The following is a 16,467-nucleotide window of genomic DNA, read 5'->3' as shown; positions in this document are numbered from 1 at the left end:
GGAGATATCTGACTAATATTTGAGGAAATTATTCAACAATTCATGTCCCTGTTCACTAAGAATACTTTCTGGATGAAACTGCACGCCTTCCAGTGGCAAAGTACGGTGGCGTATTCCCATAATTTCATCTACGTCACCATTATGCTGACTCCAGGCCGTCACTTCAAATGAAGCAGGAAGCGTTTCTGCAGCAATGACCAAAGAGTGATAACGCGTGACCGTTAATGGACGATCTAATCCTTTGAATACCCCTTGCTGGCTATGGTGGATCAGGCTGGTTTTTCCATGCATTACTTCACGAGCTTTAACAACGCTCGCACCAAAAGCCTGACCTATTGCCTGATGTCCCAGGCACACACCGAGGATGGGCACTTTCCCTGCAAAATGTGAAATCGCTTCCAGCGAGATCCCTGCTTCATTCGGCGTACAAGGCCCCGGAGAAATGACTAAATGAGTAGGTGCCAAATCTTCGATATCTTCAAGCTGGATCTCATCATTACGCTTAACTAAAACTTCTGCCCCTAACTCGCAAAAATATTGATATAAATTGAATGTAAAAGAATCGTAATTATCTATTATTAGTAACATAGGAGTATATCCTACTGATTATTATAGTCTTATAAGTTGCCCTACCCCATTGGGGTATTATGCATTCTGTATAATAGTAAAATCAGGTAAAACAGTATCAACAACAATGGGGGACTCATCATACCACAGAAGCACGTTTAAAATAGTGATACGGCGAGCGCGTTACTATCATGCAGCAACCATGCAACAACGTAGAAAGGGGGGAGGGGAATAAAAACGGTACTCAAACAACCATTAATGATTATCCGAATACCGTATTATGTCTGTGTCCGGGCTGTTAAGGTTCAACCTTAGCAGACAAGATCACAATAGGTTTTACCGGTACATTTTGATAAGGGCCAACATTTTCTGTTTTGACTTGAGAAATTTTATCAACCACATCCATGCCTTTGACGACTTTGCCAAAGACTGCATAACCGAAGTCACGCTGCCCGTGATCGAGGAAAGCATTATCGGTCACGTTAATAAAAAATTGGCTGGTTGCGCTATCCTTATCTGCGGTACGTGCCATAGCAATCGTGCCACGAAGGTTACGCAGACCGTTATCTGCTTCATTTTTGATTGGTGCTTTGGTGGCCTTCTGCTTCATATCTTTTGTAAAGCCACCACCCTGGATCATAAAACCTGGAATAACGCGATGAAAGATAGTGTTGTTATAAAATCCCTCATTGACATACTCAACGAAATTCTTGGTAGTAATTGGTGCCTTATTGCCATCTAACTCAAGTTCGATTTCTCCAGCCGATGTTACCAGCTTCACGTGAGTTTCAGCGGCTAATGCTGGGACAGCTATCGCACTGATAGCACATGCAGTCATAAGCGACACAAAAATACGTTTAAACATTGATGGTTCCTTTATTTTTGAGGTCAACAATAAAACTCATAACAACAAAACTCATTAAGTGTAATTCCCAATGGAGTGAAGTTCCAACGATTTACCTACATTTACGAGTCATATGACTTTTATATTCGCATACTTAAACAAAGGTTATTTTGAGAATAACCCCCATATTGATACGCTTTCCATGTCAAAGTATAAAAATTGAAGATTGATGAACACTCGACAGTATGATCAGAATAATTCAAAATCTGTAAGCTCAGTTTCTTAAACTGCGCCTTCGGATATTTTTTCCAGAATGGTCACTAACATGAACTATAAAGAAAGATTGAATCCCGAAAAAGCGTTGATCTGGCGAATTATCCACAAAAATAACCTATTATGGATTCTTCAAAATGGTTTTTTCGCTGGAAATAGTAGCAATAAATCAAATAATTGGGTAGATATTGGTAATCCAGAACTCATATTGAAAAGGGCTAATCACCCTGTTCCCATTGCCCCAGGAGGAACACTAAATGATTATATCCCGTTTTACTTCACACCTTTTTCTCCTATGCTAAAGAACATACATAGTGGTTGGGGAGGAATAAAACAACGCCCTAATAATGAAATAATCATCCTTGTTTCCAGTTTGCATAAATTAAATAAATTAGATGTTCCCTTTGTTTTTACTGATAGCCACGCGTACTACATGTGGTCAAATTTTTACTCTAATGTTGCAGATCTAGACAAAATTGACTGGGATATTATCCAATCAAAAGATTTCAAAAGAGATCCTGATGATCCCGCAAAATTTGAGCGTTACCAAGCTGAAGCCCTTATACATAACTATTGCCCCGTAGAGGCTCTTATTGGTATCGTGTGTTATTCTGAAAAAGATAAGCAATACTTAGAAAAGTTAATTAAACAATCTGGTCATAATGTTCAGGTGATCGCAAGACCAGGGTGGTATTTTTCATGATTCATTATACAAAAGGCAATTTACTCGACTCTGATGTGGAAGCATTAGTCAACACAGTCAATACAGTAGGAGTTATGGGCAAAGGAATTGCTTTAATGTTCAAAGAACGTTTCCCTTTGAACATGGCTTTGTATAAAAAAGCTTGTAATTCTGGTGACGTTGAGACTGGAAAAATATTTGTTACTGAAACAGGAGAGCTTGTTCGCCCTCGCTGGATTGTTAACTTTCCAACTAAACAGCACTGGCGCTCCCCTTCTAAAATGGAATGGATTGTTGAAGGGTTAAGCGATCTTAAAGATTGGATAGTAAAAAATAACATCAAATCTATTGCAATTCCTCCTTTAGGGGCAGGTAATGGTGGTCTTAACTGGGATGACGTGAAACCAGCGATCGAAGTAGCACTATCACCTCTAAATGAGGTAAACATCTACATTTACGAACCTATTGCCAGATACCAAAATGTTAGTAAAAAAAAGGGAATTGATGCATTAACTCCTGCCCGAGCCATGATCGCAGAACTTATTCGTCGTTACTGGATACTAGGTATGGAGTGTAGTTTACTCGAAATTCAGAAGCTAGCTTGGCTGCTTTCTAGAGAACTTGAAAAACAAAGCCTTCCAGACATTCTCAAGCTTAAGTTTGAAGCGAAAAACTATGGACCATATGCCCACAACTTAACTCATTTACTCAATGCATTAGATGGTAGCTACCTTTGCTCTGATAAACGTATTCCTGATAGTGATCCACTAGATGTGATCCGATTTAATGATGCTAAAAAAGAAGAACTTCAGATTTATTTGAGAACCGAAGCTAAAGATTACTTATCCGTATTAGAAAAAACAGCAGAGCTCATTGAAGGATTTGAGTCGCCCTATGGCATGGAGTTGCTGGCTACAGTCGATTGGCTCTTATATAAAGAAAAATGTGATAGCAACATAGAATCAATTAAAAGGGGCTTGAGCCAATGGAAAGGTGGTGCTAAATGGGCTTCACGGAAACTATCATTGTTTGAAGATCGCCATGTCAATATCGCTATAAATAGGCTTGCTTCAATTTAAGTAAAAATAGAATAAATTAAAGAATCTAATCATCTGAATTAATAGGTTAAGCAGACTCATCAAGTTACGCCTGTCCACAAGCGGTTGCTCTCGGTATAATCACCGAGCTATTTTTGTGTATTCCTCAGGGAGATAACCATTTTGACCATCAAGAACTACAACTATCATATGACCCACTTTGTCACGAGTGCACCTGACATTCGCCACCTGCCTCAAGATACGGGCATTGAGGTCGCGTTTGCCGGCAGGTCAAATGCAGGTAAATCCAGCGCCCTGAATGCACTAACCCGCCAGAAGAGCCTTGCGCGTACCAGTAAAACCCCTGGCCGTACCCAGTTAATTAACCTGTTTGAAGTAGAAGAAGGTGTTCGTCTGGTAGATTTGCCGGGCTATGGTTACGCTGAAGTCCCAGAAGAGATGAAACGTAAATGGCAGAAAGCCTTGGGGGAGTATCTCCAAAAACGTGAATGCTTGCTAGGGCTGGTGGTTTTGATGGATATTCGCCATCCGTTGAAAGATCTGGATAGGCAAATGATCGAATGGGCGGTCGTGATGCAAGTTCCCGTCATGGTATTGCTCACTAAAGCCGATAAACTGGCTTCCGGTGCCCGTAAAAGCCAACTGGCGAAAGTTCGTCAGGAATTGGCCTCTCTGAATGGTGATATTCAGATCGAATATTTCTCCGCTCTGAAAAAAATCGGCACCGATAAACTAGAGCAAAAACTCAACCTTTGGTTCAATCAGCCTGCTATTGAGGCGGAGTAACATCCGCCCCTGCCTTACCACAGTTCCATAAATCGGACATAAAAAAACGCCCCAGTCAAAAGAGATGACTGGGGCAGCTAATATTCAGCTAAATCCGATTACGTGAAGTAAAAGGTCTGAAAGATAGAACATCTTACCTCTGTACCCTACACCGATAACTTTAACCTATTCTTTTCATCAAAAAAAGACTTTTTTGTAATTAATTTTCACCCATTACCTCGATTCAGCAGTTAATATTTAAGCAAATCAGGTTATTATGTCATCGTTTATGTAGTTTAATTACATATTTATGAGATCTAGATCTAATCTAAAACATAACTTAAATTCTTGTCATACGCCTCTTCGCAGCATAATTGAGACAAATTAAGTTCATTAAACAAGCAGCATTTCCATAAAAAACATGCAATAAAAAAAGAACCGAATTTCTGCGGCTCTTTTTCAATTTTTAAGATAGAAGGGACATCAGTGAGCCTGATCCCAATTATCACCAATTCCAATATCCACTTTTAACGGTACATCAAGCTGCATACTTTGTTCCATCAGCTCCCTGATTTTCTGCCCTGCTGTCTCCAGCTCTGACTCATGCACTTCAAATACCAGTTCATCGTGAACCTGCATGATCATATGTACATTTGGTTGTTCACTGACAATCCAGTTATCTACCGCAATCATTGCTAATTTGATGATATCCGCTGCCGTCCCCTGCATAGGTGCATTGATGGCTTCGCGCTCTGACGCCTTACGGCGCATGGCATTGCGCGATTGAATATCCGGCAGGTACAACCGACGGCCTTCCAACGTTTCGACGAATCCATGATCAGCCGCCTGCGCCCGTGTACGTTCCATATAAGCCAACACTCCCGGATAACGTTCAAAATAGAGATCCATATAGCGCTGTGCTTCACCACGCGGAATACCTAATTGGCGAGATAAACCAAACGAACTCATACCGTAAATCAAACCAAAATTAATCGCCTTAGCACTGCGACGCTGCTCGCTGGTCACTTGTTCCAATGATACACCAAACACTTCCGCAGCCGTCGCACGATGAATATCCTTACCCTGGGCAAAGGCTTCCAACAAGCCTTTGTCCTGTGATAAGTGCGCCATAATACGCAATTCAATCTGTGAATAGTCCGCAGCCATAATGCGGTAACCTTCCGGCGCAACAAATGCCTGACGGATACGGCGCCCTTCGTCATTGCGAACAGGGATGTTTTGCAAGTTTGGATCACGGGAAGAGAGGCGCCCCGTCGCAGTTACCGCCTGATGATATGAGGTATGAACACGATGTGTCAGTGGATGCACCATCTGAGGCAGTTTATCAGTGTAAGTGGTTTTCAGTTTTGCCAGACCACGATGTTGCAAAATCACCCTTGCCAATTCGTGGTGCTCTGCCAACTCTTCCAGCACTTCTTCATTGGTTGATGGTGCACCATTTGGCGTCTTCTTCAATACAGGCAAATTCATTTTTTCAAATAAGATGACTTGTAGCTGTTTTGGTGACGCCAGATTAAATTCTTCTCCTGCCAGTTCATACGCAGATTTTTCCAACTCATCCAAACGCGCAGTGATTTCCCTTGAATGTTCTGCCAACGTCTGGGCATTGATCAACACCCCGATTCTTTCCATACGGGACAACACCGGCACCAGTGGCATTTCGATTTTATGGAAAACTTTTTGCAGAGTTGGGGCGCCCTCTAATTGAGGGTACATAGCCTGGTGCAGCCTTAAAGTCACGTCCGCATCTTCTGCCGCATATTTTGCGGCTTCTTCCAGCGGGATTTGATTGAAAGTTAATTGCTTTTTGCCCTTGCCCGCAATTTCTTCAAATGTGGTGGTTTTATAGGCCAGATGACGATCAGCAAGGCTATCCATATCATGTCGCCCTGCTACGCTGTTCAAAACATACGATTCCAGCATGGTATCAAAAACAATACCATTTAAAGCAATGTCATAACGCGCCAAAACACCACGATCAAATTTCAGGTTCTGACCAATTTTAGGTAGATTAGCATCTTCCAGCAGCGGTTTTAATGCTGCGAGAACCTCATGCAGATCCAATTGCTGTGGCGCATCCAGATAATCGTGTCCTAATGGCAAATAAGCGGCTTCAACTTCTGATCCCCCCACTGCAATGGCAAAAGACATCCCCACCAGATTGGCTGTTAGGGTATCAAGACTGTCGGTCTCAGTATCAAAAGAGAATGCCGGAGCTTGTTTCAGCTTTTTAATCCATTCATCAAGGGATTGGCGCTCAAGGATAGTTTGATAATTTTCCGGTGAAATTTTAGCAGCGGCTGGAACAGCACTCACTGATTCTGACTTCGCGCTGGCTGCAACAGGTTTTTTCCCATTGCCTTCCAGCCAATTGCCATTCTGCACGTCACTAATCCACCGTTTGAATTCATAATGACTGAACAGAGTCAGTAATTCAGCCGTATCCGGTGGCACAATGGAAAGATCTAAACAACTCTTATCCAGTTCAACGTCGGTTTTGATTGTTGCCAATTGGTAGGAAAGATAGGCTACTTCTTTATGCTGTTCCATTTTACCCCCCAATGTCTTGGCTCCACGGAAACCGAGAGTGGCAATGTCATCAAGTCGGGCATAGATCTCATTCAATCCGCCAATACCCTGTAATAGCCCCAGAGCGGTTTTCTCCCCTACCCCTGGCACTCCCGGAATATTATCGGAAGAATCCCCCATTAGAGCGAGAAAATCGATAATCCGTTCAGGAGGAATACCATATTTTCCCTCCACCTCTTCTGGCCCCAAAATAGTGTTGGTCATGGTATTAATTAGTGTGATATTTGGCGTCACCAATTGCGCCATATCTTTATCACCAGTGCTGATCAGAACCGAACGCCCCTCTTTTTCAGCCTGCAAGGCTAATGTGCCGATAACATCATCAGCTTCAACCCCCGGCACAACCAGAATTGGCAGTCCCATTGCCTTGACCATTTTGTGCAACGGTTCAATCTGCAAACGCAAATCATCCGGCATTGGTGGCCGATGGGATTTATATTCAGCAAATAACTCATCACGGAACGTTTTGCCTTTGGCATCAAACACGACCGCCACATGACTGGGTTTATACTGCATAATTAAACTTCGCAACATGTTCAGCACGCCATACATGGCGCCGGTCGGTTCTCCCGAACTGTTTGTCAGTGGAGGAAACGCATGGTATGCACGATAAAGGTATGAAGAACCATCAACCAAAATCAGGGGATTGTCTGCTATCTGTGCCATAAAATTTTCTTCGTCGTTCTGTGGGATGAATAAAGAATAGAATGCCATACTGTGTCGTTCTAGACGAATTTTGCGGGAATTTTCTCGTACTAACTTGCATTTTATGGCAAATATTCTGGTAAGGACTCTGTGGATAACTTTGTGCACAAAAAAATGGCATATAAAACAGATTTATGTTTATTCCCACAAAGAGTGATAACAGAAGATAAAAAATCAATGAATTACGCGGAATATTAAATAAATATTACAACCGCTTTAAAATCACTGACTTGTGGATATTACCGGAGTTTATGTTATGAAAGGTGTTTTTTGGCAAGTATTGTGCCAACTCTCTTATGGCCGACACAATACCTAGATTATTTTATATTAATACTAGCGTTTTTGTTTCTTTACACCATTATCTTACGACTTATTTTTTGTTCACCAAATAGTTCACTACTTGAGAGAATTTCTGGGCGTAGTCCAAAGCTGAACGGGTGTCAATTCCACCATTGTTAATCAAGTACTTACCATTAACAAAAATCGCAGGAACACCGCGCAAGTTGAAATCCTGAGCTGCCTGACGCTCTTTAGCGGCTACCGACTGCACGATAAAGCTGTTCAGGGCTGCATCATACTCTTCACCAGATACTCCCGCTTTGATGAAAGCATTGCGGATATCTTCCTTACTATTGATGGTCTGGCTTTTCTGAATGCCATCAAACAAAATAGGCGTGACTTTATCTTCGATCTTCATGACAATGGCGACGGCCCAGGCATCGGTCAATGCTTTCCCCAAAGGTCCCAGAAAATCCACATGATAACGTTCATGGCTCACACCTGCCGGCAGGTTTTTCTCAACAGTGGCAGGAACATGATAAATATTTTCAAACTGATAGCAGTGAGGACAATAAAAAGAGAAAAATTCCACCACCTGAGGCTGATTCGCAACCGGATCTCTTAATTCGGTATACTGTTTGCCTTCAGAAAAACCGGAAGCGGATGCATTAAATGCCATGAACGCTCCCACCAGCGCTAGCCAAAATTTCTTCATAATGGTCTCCAAAAAAATTAATACATCGGGTTGAGCTGTAAAGGTGGCTCCTGTAACAGCCGGACTTGTTCAGAAAAAAGACTTACTTGCTTATGCCAAAAATCACTATCAGCCATCCACGGAAACGCTTTTGGAAAAGCCGGATCTTGCCAACGACGAGCAACCCAGGCTAAATAATAGACCATTCGCATCGCACGCAGAGGCTCTATTAATGCCAATGTCTTGGGATCAAATGCCATAAACTGATCATACGACTCAAGCAAGATATCCAATTGGATCAATCTTTCTTGCCGTGAGCCATTGAGCAACATCCACAAATCCTGAATAGCGGGACCATTGCGGGCATCATCAAGATCCACAAACCATGCTTCATCACGCCACAAGATATTACCAGCATGGCAATCACCATGCAGCCGCAATACCTGCCAGTTATCATGCCATTGGCTTGCCACTGTCTGATTCAATTCATCTAGTGCAGCCAGAAAATTCTGTTTATGTCGGGCGGGAATGAGTTCACATTCAGCCAAATATTGATACGGCTGATATAAATATTCATTCAGGTTAAGAGTGGGACGAGCAGAAAATATTTTTTTTGCCCCAATTTGATGCATTCTTCCCAGCAAGCGCCCAACATCTTCCAATTGGTCAAAACTATCTGATTCGTACTGACGCCCTCCCACACTGGGAAAAATGGCAAAAAAGAAACCCCCATAATTCAGCACCGTTTGCCCATCAAACATCAACGGTGTTGCCACGGGCAAATCAGCCTGTTGCAATTCATTTGCAAAATCATGTTCCTCCTGAATTTGCTGCTGGCTCCAGCGCAGGGGGCGATAGAATTTCACAACATAGCGTTTGCGGTTTTCATCCATGAACTGATATACCCGATTCTCATAGCTATTCAGTTCGGTTAGACCAGAATCAAGGTACAGGCCAGATTGCCCCAATGCATCCATGATTAAATCTGGCGTAATATTTTGGAAATTAAAAGCCTTCGGTTCCGTCACAACACAGTTCTCTCTTCATTAATCTTTAATAATACCCCGAGCACGCAACAACGCTGTCTTAAAATCTTCTTCATAATCTTTTTTCAACCCAGGGATTTCGGCATGGCTATCCGTACCGCGCATTTTCAGATGATAAATCAGAATATCATCCGTTAATTCAGACAACTGCCCTGTGAACCCCGCTTCATCAGCCAGTTTTTGCAACAGCGCTACCAGATTCAAATCCGGCTCATTTTTCCATACTGGATGTAAAAGTTCGATAACTTCATTGAGGCGGTGATACTTCATTTTTAGTTCCTTATAAATCACGATACAAATTAGCAGGGTTAATGGCTCAGAGAAAGCATTGGTCTGTCAATCAGCGTAAAGTTATACTGCCACCTCAAGCAGCATGGTTAGAAACATTTCATTGCCCAATATCAGGTAATTTAACATGACGCATCCAAAAATCAGTGGCGCAATTCTGGCGGGGGGATTATCCACCCGCATGGGGGGAAACGACAAAGGATTGCTGCAATTTAACAATGCGCCACTATACCAACACATTGCTACAAGATTGCAGCCTCAGGTTCATGAATTGTTGATTAATGCTAATCGCAATCTGGGGATTTATCACCAGAGTGGCTATCCCATCATACCGGATATCATTGCCGATTTTTCTGGACCATTGGCAGGTATGTTGGCGGTTTTAAAAAGTGCCATCCACGAATGGGTGATATTTGTTCCTTGTGATGTCCCTAATTTCCCTGAAGATCTGGTCGCAAAACTGTGGCACTACAAACAAAACGCTTGGGCTGCTTATGCACATGATTGCGAGCGTGCACATCCTACTCTGGTATTAATGCACCGCAGCCTAATCCCTCGTCTGGAAAGCTATCTCGCTTTAGGAGATAGAAAACTCACGTTCTTTATGCAGATGATTAAGGCAAAGGCGGTCTATTTTCCTAATCCCAACGCTTTTACTAACTTAAATACACCTGAAGAATGCCATAACTGGCAACACCGTCATTGGGAATGTCTTCAGGAGCCAGCATGAACCACAGCACTAACAGTATAGTACTGCCTATTCTGGGTATCACCGCTTATAGTGGAACCGGAAAAACAACACTATTAAAGCAAGTCATCCCACTGTTACGCCAGCAACATATCCGCGTCGGGCTAATCAAACATACTCATCACAATATGGATGTCGATAAGCCAGGCAAAGATAGCTATGAACTCCGCAAAGCGGGTGCTACACAAACGTTAGTCGCCAGCCAGCAACGCTGGGCTTTGATGACTGAAACCCCAGAGTTGCCGGAACCGGATCTTTACTACCTTGCCAGCCGATTTGATGCAAACTCGCTGGATCTGATTTTAGTTGAAGGATTCAAACAAGAACCAATCCCCAAAATAGCACTTTATCGAGATGGCCTGAATCATACCGTTGATGAGATCCTCGATCCCTATGTCATAGCAATTGCCAGCGATATTGCGCTGGTAACATCACTTCCACAACTTAATATCAATCAGCCAGAACAAGTAGCAGCATTTATTGCCAAATGGTTAAATCAGCCCTATTTTCCATTTCATGACAAGTGAAATCTCACCTGCTATACCTTTGCCTTACTTCCCTTCCGGCATCAAACCAACAAACGTCGTTTTTTTGCGGGGTTCAGTCATCAATGCTTCCAGTTTTTCGACACAGCGCAAGTAATGGGGGGTTTTCTTATGCGCCGCAACTGCCTCTTCATCAGTATAGGCTTCATAGATATAAAATCGGGTTGGGATATTTTCATCACGCAATACATCGAACCGTAAATTGCCTGGCTCTTTAACAGAACCGAGGTGATTATCCCGAAATACTTCGATAAATTCGTCTATTTTGTCAGCCCTAACATTAATTTCCACCAATGTGACATGCATATTATTACCCCTTGGCTTTCTCACTCAGGAAAAGCTCATAAGCCTGAGCCGGTTTCTCATTATGATGCACCACTGCTTGCACAGCTTTCAGCATCGCAACCGGTGCTTCCGACTGGAAAATATTGCGCCCCATATCCACACCAGATGCTCCTTGATCAATCGCCTGATAGCACATATTCAACGCATCCAGTTCCGGCAATTTCTTACCACCTGCAATCACAATCGGCACTGGACAGCCCGCCACCACTCGTTCAAAGCCGCTATCGACATAATAGGTTTTGATAATGTTCGCCCCTATTTCGGCGGCAATGCGAGTCGCCAGCGAGAAATAACGTTGGTCACGCACCATATCTTTACCGACACCCGTCACTGCCATTGTTGGCATGCCATAACGTGTTCCCTGATCCACCAGCTTAATAATGTTCTTGATGGATTGGTGTTCGTGCTCTGAACCGATATAAACCTGTGCCGCAACCGCACAGACATTGAGGCGAAGTGCATCTTCCATCGCCACCGCAACAGCTTCATTGGACAGTTCAGTCAGAATCGAGTTGGCTCCAGACGCACGCAGAACGACTGGTTTATTGGTTGCAGGCGGAACCTGACTGCGCAGGATACCACGGGTACACATCAACACATCGGTGTGTTCAAACAGCGGGGCGATGTTGATATCAATACGTTCCAGACCCGTAGTTGGACCTTGAAAATAACCGTGGTCAAATGCCAACATTACCGTTTTATTGGTAGTGGGATTGAAAATACGTGACAAACGGGACTGCATACCCCAATCCAGCGCACCACAGCCTTTCAGTCCAAACAGCGTGTTCTGTTGCGGTGTATTAATGCCAAAATCTTTACCATCTTTGATATCATCTAAATCTGCCATTTCTCCCTCCAGAAAGGTGTCAGGGGCTGCGTACTAGCCCCATGAATTAGAAATCGAACTGATTGATATTGTCTTTGGTGAAATCTTGATGTGCCTTAGTGGGAGCCAACACGAAATCAATCTGCTTTAACCCCATCAAGCCAGAAAACTGCTTACTGATCCCACGAGCAACTAAAAGCGGAGTATTGTTAGTTGGATTCAGGCAAGACGGATCATTGGTATTAGTGGCAGTATCGCTCTGTGACATCACGTACCTCATGAAATTTTAGGTTTGCGTTTCTGGCACCGATATGAAATTGAACACTTATTTATTTTAAAAACATTTTCTCAATACTCTAATGAAAAACTTAAGATTTTTTCAATAATCAGATCACATTTTGTGAAAAAATCAGATCTACATTTAAATATGTTCAAATTTTGCGATAAGACTCTAGTACATTAGAGATATTTATTCTTATTCTTTCTTCGTGGATAAAGAAATTATTATGTCGATCAAATTAAATAAGAAACAATCAGTATCAGAGAAAAGCGTATTATCCGAAGAAACCATCATGCATTCCGGCTATATCGGCGATGGAGCAATGGATGTTTGGCCGCAAAGGTGGTGTCGAAAAAGCAGACGCTATCGTTGCTGCACTGAAAGGGGGTTATACCAACTCATTGGTGACAGAAGAACAAACCGTGAAGGCAATGCTAACTTGATCGACTAATAATGCTTATATATCTATCCATTCCCTGTGCCATATCGAACAAAGATAACGACAGATGAGGATAGTATTATGAATCAACGCACTCATGCTCATCCATCAAGGAAGTATTTGATGGCGCTTGATGCCGGAACTGGCAGTATCCGTGCAGTTATATTTGATCTCGAAGGGAATCAGGTTTCCGTTGGACAAGCTGAATGGATACACCATCCTGTACCGAATATTACGGGTTCGATGGAATTCGATCTGAAAAATAACTGGCAACTGGCCTGCCAATGTATTCGACAGGCACTGCACAAGGCGGAATTGCCCGCCAATGCAATTCAAAGCATTGCCGCCTGTTCAATGCGGGAAGGTATTGTCCTTTATAATCGCGATGGCGATCCTATCTGGGCATGCGCCAATGTAGATGCCCGTTCCAGTCATGAAGTTAGAGAACTGAAAGAGCTTTACAATAATACCTTTGAATATGACGTCTACCGCTATTCCGGCCAAACATTGGCATTGGGGGCAATGCCGCGCCTGCTTTGGCTGGCACATCACCGTCCTAATATCTATCGACAAGCCAGTACCTTAACCATGATCAGCGATTGGCTGGCTTATATGCTCAGTGGCGAACTGGCCGTTGATCCCTCTAATGCGGGAACAACCGGCATGCTCGATTTAGCCAGCCGCGACTGGCGCCCAAGTTTGTTAGAAATGGCAGGACTACGCTCTGACCTCCTTTCTCCCGTCAAAGAAACGGGAACCTTGCTCGGCTATATCACGGAAAAGTCAGCGGCAGAATGCGGCCTGAACAGCGGCATCCCTGTGATTATGGGCGGTGGAGACGTTCAACTCGGCTGTCTTGGTATTGGTGTCGTTAAACCCGCCCAAACCGCAGTACTTGGCGGAACATTCTGGCAGCAAGTCGTCAACCTGCCTGAACCAATCACCGATCCAAACATGAACATCCGCATCAACCCGCACGTTATTCCCGGCATGGCACAAGCAGAATCCATTAGTTTCTTTACTGGTCTCACTATGCGCTGGTTTCGCGATGCTTTTTGCGCAGAAGAAAAATTACTGGCGGAACGACTGGGCGTTGATGCCTATAATCTGCTGGAAGATATGGCGGCAAGGGTTCCTGCCGGTGCCTATGGTATCATGCCGATTTTCTCCGATGTCATGCGCTTTAAATCGTGGTATCACGCTGCGCCATCTTTCCTCAATCTCTCGATTGATCCGGAAAAATGCAACAAAGCAACGCTATTTCGGGCACTGGAAGAAAACGCAGCTATCGTCTCGGCCTGTAACCTCGATATGGTTTCGGCTTTCTCTGGCGTCCAACCAGATTCACTGGTCTTTGCAGGTGGTGGCTCAAAAGGCAAACTCTGGAGCCAAATTCTATCGGATGTTACCGGCCTGCCTGTTCGCGTGCCAGTAGTTAAAGAAGCAACGGCATTAGGTTGTGCCATTGCGGCAGGCGTTGGTGCTGGCTTATATGATTCATTGCCCGCAACAGGAGAAAGATTGGTACGTTGGGAGCGGGAATACCAACCAAATTTGAGCCACCGTGAGGTTTACCAAAAAGCGAAGGAAGATTGGCAGGCAGTGTATGCAGACCAACTGCATCTGGTGGATAATGGGCTCACAACTTCATTATGGAAGGCGCCGGGGTTGTGATTTCCAGTTGTTATTTCCAGTTGTAAATGAAATTTGTAAGCGAAAATTGAGCAAGTGTAGCGGCTTGCTCAGTCATACTAAAGCCATTACTCTTACAAAAACAGCCGGATAGGAGTGCGCCATGTTTACCACCTTAGAATTAACAAATTTTAGTGCTTTTAAGCAGATTAAATTTGAATTTGTTTCTGGAATAAACATCTTTATCGGTGAAAACGGAACCGGTAAAACCCATTTAATGAAACTGTTATATTGTGTGCAACAAAAAGGGCACAATGCCGATGAGTTAAAACAGAAACTCGCGAATGTCTTTCGTCCAAGTGGTGGTAACGTTTCCAGACTAGTGGCTCGCCAAAAAGGGTCAACCAGTACATTGGTCAATATCACTTCACGTCGTGGTCTGTTTAAAGAAACATTTACCCTTAAATTCGACAATACACGTCATCATCTCTTCGAAGTAGAAGGTCAACTTAATTTATCTAAAGCACCTGTTTTTATTCCCGTAAAAGAAGTATTGTCCTTTGCTCCTGGATTTATTTCGTTATACGACAAATATGAACTGGCATTCGAAGAAATTTATTACGACATCGTAAAACAAGCTTACCTACCTGCTCGCAAAGGAATGCCACTTAAAGATGAGCAACCCTTGCTGGAATTAATTCGTAAAACAGTCGGAGGCCGTGTCAGTCTTCATGGAGAAGAATTCCAGTTAACTTCCGGGAATTCTAAATTAGAAATTTCTTTGATCGCTGAAGGCCATCGCAAATTAGCACTAATTTGGCAACTCATTCATAATGGCTCTCTATTCAGAGATAACACTCTGTTTTGGGATGAACCAGAAGCTAATCTTAATCCTTCTTTAATGCAGAATGTCGCGAAAATACTCGTAATGCTCGCCGAACGAGGTGTACAAATCTTCGTTGCAACACATAACTATGCTTTTTTGAAAGAACTGGAGTTTGCTAAGCAGCAAAACAGCCCTATACGTTATTTTGCTCTAGAAAGAACCAAACAAGATGGTGTAATAAAACATATGTTTGAACAATATAAAGATGTGACACCCAATAAGATTGCTGATGAATATTTACGTCTATATGACCTTGAAATTCAACATTCATTAGGGGATGCAAGATGACAGCACAAATGCATCCTGAGTGGATTGAAGGTGATCTGTATTTCGATTTTTCTAAAGCGCAATCAGTAAGAAAATTAGATAAAAAAGGTTCCGAGGGGCATGGTCTCAGTCACTTACTGAAATCCGTCGATTTTGTATTCGAATGGTCAAACCAACTTTGGTTAATAGAAATAAAAGATCCTGAAAATGGAGTGATCCCTAATCATCTTAAAGAAAAAGAACAAACAAAGTTCCGACACAAGCTGCAAAGCGACCACCTTATTAATAAAGAGTTATTTCCTAAGCTACGCGATAGCTTGATCTATCTCAGCTTAGAACAAGGCATAGTAGACAAACCTATGCAATATATCACTCTCATTGGTTTATCATCATTACAACCTGCCGAACTTGATGGTTTAAAACATAAACTTTGGCATACAGATTGGATAAAAGGCCCCGAAAGAGGATGGAAAAAATCTTTTAAAGTACATTGTATGACTGTACAACAATGGAACCGAGTATTAACTCAATGCCCAGTAATAAGAAAGAGCGAACTATCTGCCTCTCAATAATAAAAGCCCTAAACACAAGCCGCTGCCAACTCTGTCACCGTCAAACCCAAAAACCAATGAGGCAGAGCCAAAATCTATTGCAAACCACGCCCATAGAACGTGGTTTTCAATTAATC

19 protein-coding genes are annotated in these 16,467 nt (G+C 42.9%); 9 read left to right on the top strand and 10 right to left on the bottom strand.

The window, feature by feature from the left end; all coding sequences use genetic code 11:
* Positions 1-12: 12 nt before the first annotated feature.
* Positions 13-588, bottom strand: coding sequence for an aminodeoxychorismate synthase component II (locus Xish_RS09295; RefSeq protein WP_099117627.1), 576 nt, complete (start codon positions 586-588; stop codon positions 13-15).
* Between the two features lie 277 nt (positions 589-865).
* Positions 866-1,432, bottom strand: a complete 567-nt coding sequence (gene ppiA / locus Xish_RS09290) for a peptidylprolyl isomerase A (RefSeq protein WP_099117626.1) — start codon at positions 1,430-1,432, stop codon at positions 866-868.
* A gap of 304 nt (positions 1,433-1,736) precedes the next feature.
* Between ppiA and darT the strand changes: the two genes are divergently transcribed.
* The 3 genes from darT (at position 1,737) to yihA (ending at position 4,210) form a co-directional block, all read left to right on the top strand.
* The gene (darT, locus tag Xish_RS09285) at positions 1,737-2,387 is read left to right on the top strand and encodes a type II toxin-antitoxin system toxin DNA ADP-ribosyl transferase DarT (protein WP_099117625.1); all 651 of its coding nucleotides are present in this window, start codon (positions 1,737-1,739) and stop codon (positions 2,385-2,387) included.
* Positions 2,384-3,445: a type II toxin-antitoxin system antitoxin DNA ADP-ribosyl glycohydrolase DarG gene (gene darG, locus Xish_RS09280; protein WP_099117624.1), complete on the top strand. Its 1,062-nt coding sequence runs from the start codon at positions 2,384-2,386 to the stop codon at positions 3,443-3,445. Before darT ends, darG begins: the two co-directional genes overlap by 4 nt.
* 141 nt (positions 3,446-3,586) lie before the next feature.
* Positions 3,587-4,210 (top strand): ribosome biogenesis GTP-binding protein YihA/YsxC, encoded by a 624-nt coding sequence (gene yihA / locus Xish_RS09275; protein WP_099117623.1) that lies wholly within the window; start codon positions 3,587-3,589, stop codon positions 4,208-4,210.
* An 84-nt stretch (positions 4,211-4,294) separates the two neighbouring features.
* Here yihA and spfP read toward each other — a convergent pair whose 3' ends face one another.
* From spfP to Xish_RS09255, 5 genes are all read right to left on the bottom strand, one after another.
* Positions 4,295-4,342 (bottom strand): small protein SpfP, encoded by a 48-nt coding sequence (spfP, locus tag Xish_RS19470; RefSeq protein ID WP_438361642.1) that lies wholly within the window; start codon positions 4,340-4,342, stop codon positions 4,295-4,297.
* Positions 4,343-4,672: 330 nt separating this feature from the next.
* Complete coding sequence (polA, locus tag Xish_RS09270) at positions 4,673-7,465, bottom strand: DNA polymerase I (protein WP_099118712.1); 2,793 nt, start codon at positions 7,463-7,465, stop codon at positions 4,673-4,675.
* A gap of 409 nt (positions 7,466-7,874) precedes the next feature.
* Positions 7,875-8,498 (bottom strand): thiol:disulfide interchange protein DsbA, encoded by a 624-nt coding sequence (gene dsbA / locus Xish_RS09265; RefSeq protein ID WP_099117622.1) that lies wholly within the window; start codon positions 8,496-8,498, stop codon positions 7,875-7,877.
* Positions 8,499-8,515: 17 nt separating this feature from the next.
* A complete protein-coding gene (locus Xish_RS09260) occupies positions 8,516-9,505 on the bottom strand; it encodes a serine/threonine protein kinase (RefSeq protein WP_099117621.1) in 990 nt (329 codons plus the stop codon).
* 18 nt (positions 9,506-9,523) lie between these two features.
* Positions 9,524-9,793 (bottom strand): YihD family protein, encoded by a 270-nt coding sequence (locus Xish_RS09255; RefSeq protein ID WP_099117620.1) that lies wholly within the window; start codon positions 9,791-9,793, stop codon positions 9,524-9,526.
* 145 nt (positions 9,794-9,938) lie between these two features.
* Between Xish_RS09255 and mobA the strand changes: the two genes are divergently transcribed.
* Together mobA and mobB are read left to right on the top strand one after the other, a co-directional pair.
* Entirely contained in the window at positions 9,939-10,541 is a 603-nt protein-coding gene (gene mobA / locus Xish_RS09250) for a molybdenum cofactor guanylyltransferase MobA (protein ID WP_099117619.1), read from the top strand.
* The gene (gene mobB, locus Xish_RS09245) at positions 10,538-11,086 is read left to right on the top strand and encodes a molybdopterin-guanine dinucleotide biosynthesis protein MobB (protein WP_099117618.1); all 549 of its coding nucleotides are present in this window, start codon (positions 10,538-10,540) and stop codon (positions 11,084-11,086) included. Before mobA ends, mobB begins: the two co-directional genes overlap by 4 nt.
* A 24-nt stretch (positions 11,087-11,110) precedes the next feature.
* On the opposite strand, the gene lsrG is transcribed toward mobB, so the two are convergent.
* From lsrG to Xish_RS09230, 3 genes are read right to left on the bottom strand one after another with little or no spacing between them, the layout of a single operon-like run.
* Positions 11,111-11,410 (bottom strand): (4S)-4-hydroxy-5-phosphonooxypentane-2,3-dione isomerase, encoded by a 300-nt coding sequence (lsrG, locus tag Xish_RS09240; protein WP_099117617.1) that lies wholly within the window; start codon positions 11,408-11,410, stop codon positions 11,111-11,113.
* A 4-nt stretch (positions 11,411-11,414) separates the two neighbouring features.
* Positions 11,415-12,296: a 3-hydroxy-5-phosphonooxypentane-2,4-dione thiolase gene (lsrF, locus tag Xish_RS09235; protein ID WP_099117616.1), complete on the bottom strand. Its 882-nt coding sequence runs from the start codon at positions 12,294-12,296 to the stop codon at positions 11,415-11,417.
* Positions 12,297-12,342: 46 nt separating this feature from the next.
* Positions 12,343-12,543, bottom strand: coding sequence for a hypothetical protein (locus tag Xish_RS09230; RefSeq protein WP_099117615.1), 201 nt, complete (start codon positions 12,541-12,543; stop codon positions 12,343-12,345).
* Positions 12,544-12,881: 338 nt separating this feature from the next.
* On the opposite strand from Xish_RS09230, the gene Xish_RS09225 reads away from it, so the two are divergent.
* The 4 genes from Xish_RS09225 (at position 12,882) to Xish_RS09210 (ending at position 16,351) form a co-directional block, all read left to right on the top strand.
* Positions 12,882-12,998 carry a sugar-binding domain-containing protein gene (locus Xish_RS09225; RefSeq protein WP_141553965.1) on the top strand — a complete coding sequence of 39 codons (117 nt, stop codon included), beginning with the start codon at positions 12,882-12,884 and terminating at the stop codon, positions 12,996-12,998.
* 77 nt (positions 12,999-13,075) lie between these two features.
* Positions 13,076-14,668 (top strand): autoinducer-2 kinase, encoded by a 1,593-nt coding sequence (gene lsrK, locus Xish_RS09220; protein ID WP_167383246.1) that lies wholly within the window; start codon positions 13,076-13,078, stop codon positions 14,666-14,668.
* 121 nt (positions 14,669-14,789) lie between these two features.
* Entirely contained in the window at positions 14,790-15,800 is a 1,011-nt protein-coding gene (locus Xish_RS09215; RefSeq protein ID WP_099117612.1) for an AAA family ATPase, read from the top strand.
* Positions 15,797-16,351, top strand: a complete 555-nt coding sequence (locus Xish_RS09210) for a hypothetical protein (protein ID WP_099117611.1) — start codon at positions 15,797-15,799, stop codon at positions 16,349-16,351. The genes Xish_RS09215 and Xish_RS09210 overlap by 4 nt, the downstream gene beginning before the upstream one ends.
* Positions 16,352-16,467: the final 116 nt, after the last annotated feature.

It is taken from the genome of Xenorhabdus ishibashii (assembly GCF_002632755.1).
Taxonomy (GTDB): domain Bacteria; phylum Pseudomonadota; class Gammaproteobacteria; order Enterobacterales; family Enterobacteriaceae; genus Xenorhabdus; species Xenorhabdus ishibashii.
This window is presented reverse-complemented; position numbering and strand designations above follow the sequence as displayed.